The following is a 5320-nucleotide window of genomic DNA, read 5'->3' as shown; positions in this document are numbered from 1 at the left end:
GGCTCGCGCGCGTCCCCGTGGCCGAGCCAGCCGATCCACTCGTCACGCGCCCCGCCGCTCGCGCGTCTGGTCCGATGGACGCCAGGGGTGAGCGTGAAGCCGAGCGACCACGCCGTGCGCCGGGCGTCCCAGTCGCCGACCGGCGACCGCCACAGCACCAGGCTGGCTCCCTGCTCGAACGCCTGCTTCACCTCGGCTTCGACGGCCTGCCGATCCTGCCCCGGGCTCGGTTCCAGGAGGAACACGTCGTCGATCTGCGTCACGATCAGTTCAGTCCAGCCGAGGTCAGCCAGTCCTTGGCAACGACGCTGGCGTCCTTCTTGTCGACGACGACCTGCTTGACCATTTCGGCGAGGGCTGGCGTGTCGAGCTTCGCGGACACAGCGTCGAGAGGTGCCTGGACCGAGCTGGCGACCTGCTCGCGCACGAGCGGCACGACGTTGTCGGAGCCGAACAGCAGCTTCGGGTCCTCGAGGACGACGAAGCCGTTGGCCGCGATGGATGGGTCGGTGCTGAAGATGTTGGCGGCCTTGACCTGGCCATTCTTGAGCGCCTCGACGGTGGCTTGGCTCGCGAGCGGGCGGAACTCGGCCGGCACGAGGTTGTAGACCTCCTTGAGGCCCACGAGGCCCTGGTGCCGCGTCCGGAACTCGGGCGGGGCGGCGATGGACAGCTCCTTCTGGTGGGCGACGAGGTCTGGGATCGCCTTGAGCGACCACGCGTCGGCCGTCTCCTTGCTGACGACCATGGAGTTCTTGTCCTCAGCAGCGGACTTCGCCAGGACAGTGAGTCCGGCGGGCAGCTTGGTCTTGAGCGTCGCGTAGACCTCGTCGGGGTCGGTCGCCGTCACGGTGCTGTCGAAGAAGTTCGTCAGCGAGCCGGTGTACTCGGGCAGGATGTCCACCTCCCCACCCTCGATCGCCTTGAGGTAGGTCTCCCGGTTACCGATGTTGAACTGGCGCTTCACGGTCAGGCCCTTGGCCTCGAGCGCCTGGGCGTAGATCTCGCCGAGGAGCGCGGACTCGGGGAAGTCCGCCGAGCCGATGGTCACGGAGGTCGTCGATCCGGTGCCGCCGCTCGTGGCTCCGGGCTGCTCGGTGGCGAGCGGGTTCTCGCTGCTGCCACAGGCGGCGAGCGGGAGAACGGCAGCGGCGAGGAAGCCGACGAGAAGGGTTCGCGTGCGAAGCATTGTCAGATACTCTCCGTTCGGTGAACCACGAGGCAACTGCCTTTGTGGGGGGTCAAGCCGGGTCGAGCAGGTCAAGCCGGTTGGTGGTCGGGCTCCGAGCGGTTGCCCGGCGGTCCAAGGCCGGTGCCGGTGCCGGCACGCGACAGATCGAGGCGTCCAGGGTCGGTTGGTCCAACATGGGTGCGGCGCCCCGAGATTCCCGGGGAGACGGCGTATCGCTGGAGCAGGGCGAGCAGGCCGTCAGCGACAAGGGCGAGCACGGCGACGAGCACGGAACCCGCGACCATCTGCGGCAGATCCCGTGCGGCGAGCCCGTCGATGAGGTAGCGACCCAGCCCCCCCAGGCTGATCGAGGCAGCGATCGTCGCGGTCGCGATGACCTGGAGCGTCGCCGAGCGCAGCCCCGAGAGGAACAGCGGCATGGCGATCGGCAGCTCGACCTGGGTGAGCACCTGGGTGCCGCGCATCCCCATGCCGCGAGCGGCGTCGCGGGCCGCCGGGTCCACGCTCTCCACCCCGGCGTAGGTGCCGGACAGCAGGGGCGGAATGGCGAGCAGCACGAGGACGATGATGCTGGGAATGGTGAAGGCGAGATCGCTCTGGATGAGCGGCCCGACGAGCATCGAGATGGCGAAGAGCAGTCCGAGACTGGGCACCGCGCGCAAGGCGTTCGCCCACGTGACGAGCCAGCGGGCCCGTCCGGTGTGGCCGACCCACGCGCCCAGTGGCACGGCGATCACCAGGGCGATCCCGATCGTGACGACGGTGTAGAGCAGGTGCTCCCCGAGCCGGGCCGGCACGCCGTCGGGTCCGGTCCAGTGCTCCGGGTCCGTCAGCCACGTCACGAGGTCGTCGATCATGTCGCCGCCTCCGCCCCGGCTCGAGCCCATGGGGTCAGGACGTGCGCGATCCCGTTGATGGCGACGTCGAAGAGGATGGCGAGCGCCACGCAGGCGACGATGCCGACCCAGACCTCGGTCGCGAAGTTGCGCGCGTAGCCGTCGGTGAGGAAGTAGCCGAGCTGGTTGACGCCGATGAGCGACGCGACACTGACGATGCTGACGTTGCTCACCGCGGCGACCCGCAGGCCAGCCGCGAGCACCGGAACCGCCAGGGGCAGGTCGACCGCGCGGAAGCGCGCGAAGCCGCCGAATCCCATGGCAGTAGCCGCGGCTCGCGTGGACGGATCGACGCTCGAGAGGGCATCAGCGACTGTCCGAGTCAGGAGCGCAACGGTGTAGATCGTCATCGCGACGATGACGTTGACCGGGTCGAGGATGCCGCGGTGAAGGATGTTGGGCAGCAGGATGAACAGCGCGAGCGAGGGAATCGTGTAGAGCAGCCCCGTTGCACTGAGGAGCGGTCCTCTGAGCCACGCCTTACGGGCCGCGAGCCAGCCCAGCGGCAGCGCGATGAGCAGGCCGATGACCAGTGGGATCCCCGCGAGCCAGGCGTGCTGGACGCCGCGCGACAGGATCTCGTCGAGGTGGTCGATCGCCCACGTCACGAGCGGCCGGCCCCCTCGGTCGTCGTCGACCCCGCCACAGCGGGTCGAGGGGTATGCCGCTGAGCCGGCTCAGCGGCATACGCGCCGTTGGGGTTGTGGCGGGCTTCAATGGCGGGCACCACCTGGGACGCGAGGATGGTGCCGACGAAGCGGCGGTCCGGGTCGGCAACGACCCCGCGCCCGCTGGGCGAGCTGAGAGCGGCGTCGAGGAGCGCGCGGAGCGAGCCGTCGGTGCGGGCGACCGTCCCGCCCCGGTGGAGCAGCGAGCGGTCCACCGTCGTCGTGACCGCGTCGGCCCGGACCCAGCCGATGGGCTCGCCCTGGTCACCGAGGCAGAGGACCCAGGCCTGCCCGACGGCGCGGACCTCATCAGCAGTGGCGCCGAGGTGGGTCGTCGGCTCCTTCGCGAGGGTGAGCGCCGGCGCGTCCTCGAAGGCCAGCGACCGGTAGCCGCGGTCGCGCCCGACGAACTCGGCCACGAAGTCGTCGACCGGGTCGGCGAGGAGCCTTGCGGGAGTGTCTAATTGGGCGAGGACTCCGCCGATGCGCAGCACAGCGACCTGGTCACCGAGCTTGATCGCCTCGTCGATGTCGTGGGTGACGAACAGGATCGTCTTGCCGATCTCCGACTGCAGCCGGAGGAACTCGTTCTGCAGCTGCTCGCGGACGACGGGGTCGACGGCGGAGAACGGCTCGTCCATGAGCATGACGGGCGGGTCGGCGGCCAGGGCCCGGGCCACGCCGACGCGCTGTTGCTGGCCCCCCGAGAGCTGGGCCGGGTAGCGCCGGGCCAGAGCGGGCTCGAGGCCGACGCGCTCGATGAGCTCCATCCCGCGGGCTCGCGCGGTGCGCTTGTCCACGCCGAGGAGGCGGGGCACGGTCGTCACGTTGTCGAGGACGGTGCGGTGCGGGAAGAGGCCGGCGTGCTGGATCACGTAGCCGATGCTCCGGCGCAGCTCGGCGACGTCGAGGCTTCCGGTGTCCCGGCCATTGATCGAGATCGTGCCGGACGTCGGCGTGATCATGCGGTTGACCATGCGCAGGGTGGTCGTCTTGCCACAGCCGGAGGGTCCGACGAGCACGGTGATCCGCCCCGTTGGCGCCTCGAGCGTCAGGTTGTCGACGGCGGTCGTCGCTCCGGCGGTCCCCGCGCCGTAGGTCTTGGTCACGCTGTCGAAGCGGATCATGCAGACAAACGTACCCAGCCCGTCCGACAGGGCTACCGAATAACCCCCCTGGTAATCGAAAGAACAACTTCCGGGACCCCGCGACCCTCAGATGTCGATGACCCCTCCACCACCGTGCACCGCCCGCGCCACCACGGCACCGATCGGTCCGGACCGGGGCTCCGGGCTGCCTCCGAGCTCACGGACGAAGGTCGCCGCGACGATGTCGACGACCAGCGCTGTCCAGAGCCCGGCGCGTACCACCATCGCGTGTTCGCCACGGGCCACGCGGATGAGCGTCGCGTCCTCCCCCGCGGCCAGCATCGCGTCGACCGTAAGGCGAGAGGCCGACAGCGGCGTGATGACGTCGCGGTCCCCATGGATGAGGACGGTCTTCTGGCCGTCGCGCGGGGTTGGGTCACCCCGCTCGATCCACGGCGCGAGCCCGAGGACCAGCCGCACGTCGTCATCGTCAGACACCGACAAGGCGGTGCGCCCGCCCATCGAGTGGCCGACGAGACCGACGGGGGCGCCCGGGTATTCAGCGCGGACCTGCTCGAGCGCCCATCGCGCATCCTCGACCGGCGCCGCCTCGAGCCCGTTCCACCCGCGGTAGCGGAAGCGCAGCCGCGCGACGGCCAGCGGCCCCGGCACCCTGCGAAGCGCGCGTGCGAACGGTACGAGCCGCGCGACGTTGGGGGACCACGGGTGGTTGAGCTCGCGAGAGTCGACCGCTCCCCCGTGCATGACGAGCGCCACCGCCCCAGCCCGGGCGGGCCTGGCGTCCCACGTCAAGGAGGCGAGCGGCATACGGCTGACGTTCACACCTGAGTGCGCTGGAAGTTCTGCCACGAGCGGGACGCGGTCGGGCCGCGCTGACCTTGGTAGTGAGATCCGTACTTGCCACTGCCATAAGGATTCTCGGCAGGAGAGCTGAGGCGGAAGAAGCACAGCTGCCCGATCTTCATCCCCGGGTAGAGCATGATCGGCAGGGTCGCGACGTTGGACAGCTCCAGCGTCACGTGCCCCGAGAAACCCGGGTCGACGAAGCCCGCCGTCGCGTGCGTCAGCAGTCCGAGCCGCCCCAGCGACGACTTGCCCTCGACCCGCGCCGCGAGGTCGTCCGGCAGGGTGACCGTCTCGAGAGTCGACCCCAGCACGAACTCCCCCGGGTGCAGCACGAACCGCTCCTCGCCCGTCCCCACCTCGACGAGCCGCGTCAGCTCGGGCTGCTCGGCGGCCGGATCGATGTACGGGTACTTGTGGTTGTCGAAGAGCCGGAAGAACTTGTCGAGCCGCACGTCAACGCTCGAGGGCTGGATCATGGCCGGTTCCCACGGGTCGAGCACGACCCGCCCGCCGTCGACCTCGGCCCTGATGTCCTTGTCAGAGAGCAGCACGTAGGGAGGCTACCCCGCGCGCCGCCTCGCACGCCGTTGTTCATGCCGTATGCCGCTG

At 69.9% G+C, this 5320-nt stretch carries 6 protein-coding genes and 1 pseudogene; all 7 read right to left on the bottom strand.

Going from position 1 to position 5320, the window contains the following annotated elements; translation table 11 throughout:
- Positions 1-263 (bottom strand): annotated as a pseudogene (locus VIR15_RS09080) (hypothetical protein); the annotation flags it as partial.
- 2 nt (positions 264-265) lie between these two features.
- Entirely contained in the window at positions 266-1189 is a 924-nt protein-coding gene (locus VIR15_RS09075; protein WP_331927154.1) for an ABC transporter substrate-binding protein, read from the bottom strand.
- A 71-nt stretch (positions 1190-1260) separates the two neighbouring features.
- Positions 1261-2049 carry an ABC transporter permease gene (locus VIR15_RS09070; RefSeq protein ID WP_331927153.1) on the bottom strand — a complete coding sequence of 263 codons (789 nt, stop codon included), beginning with the start codon at positions 2047-2049 and terminating at the stop codon, positions 1261-1263.
- A complete protein-coding gene (locus VIR15_RS09065; RefSeq protein WP_331927152.1) occupies positions 2046-2696 on the bottom strand; it encodes an ABC transporter permease in 651 nt (216 codons plus the stop codon). The genes VIR15_RS09070 and VIR15_RS09065 overlap by 4 nt, the downstream gene beginning before the upstream one ends.
- On the bottom strand, positions 2693-3883 hold the full coding sequence (locus tag VIR15_RS09060; RefSeq protein ID WP_331927151.1) for an ABC transporter ATP-binding protein: 1191 nt from the start codon (positions 3881-3883) through the stop codon (positions 2693-2695). Before VIR15_RS09060 ends, VIR15_RS09065 begins: the two co-directional genes overlap by 4 nt.
- 87 nt (positions 3884-3970) lie before the next feature.
- Positions 3971-4672 carry an alpha/beta hydrolase gene (locus tag VIR15_RS09055; RefSeq protein WP_331927150.1) on the bottom strand — a complete coding sequence of 234 codons (702 nt, stop codon included), beginning with the start codon at positions 4670-4672 and terminating at the stop codon, positions 3971-3973.
- A gap of 11 nt (positions 4673-4683) precedes the next feature.
- The gene (dcd, locus tag VIR15_RS09050; RefSeq protein WP_331927149.1) at positions 4684-5262 is read right to left on the bottom strand and encodes a dCTP deaminase; all 579 of its coding nucleotides are present in this window, start codon (positions 5260-5262) and stop codon (positions 4684-4686) included.
- Positions 5263-5320 lie beyond the last annotated feature (58 nt).

This window comes from Intrasporangium sp. (genome assembly GCF_036566125.1).
Taxonomy (GTDB): Bacteria; Actinomycetota; Actinomycetes; order Actinomycetales; family Dermatophilaceae; genus Intrasporangium.
The sequence above is the reverse complement of the archived record's forward strand: the minus strand, read 5'-3'. Positions and strand labels throughout refer to the sequence as shown.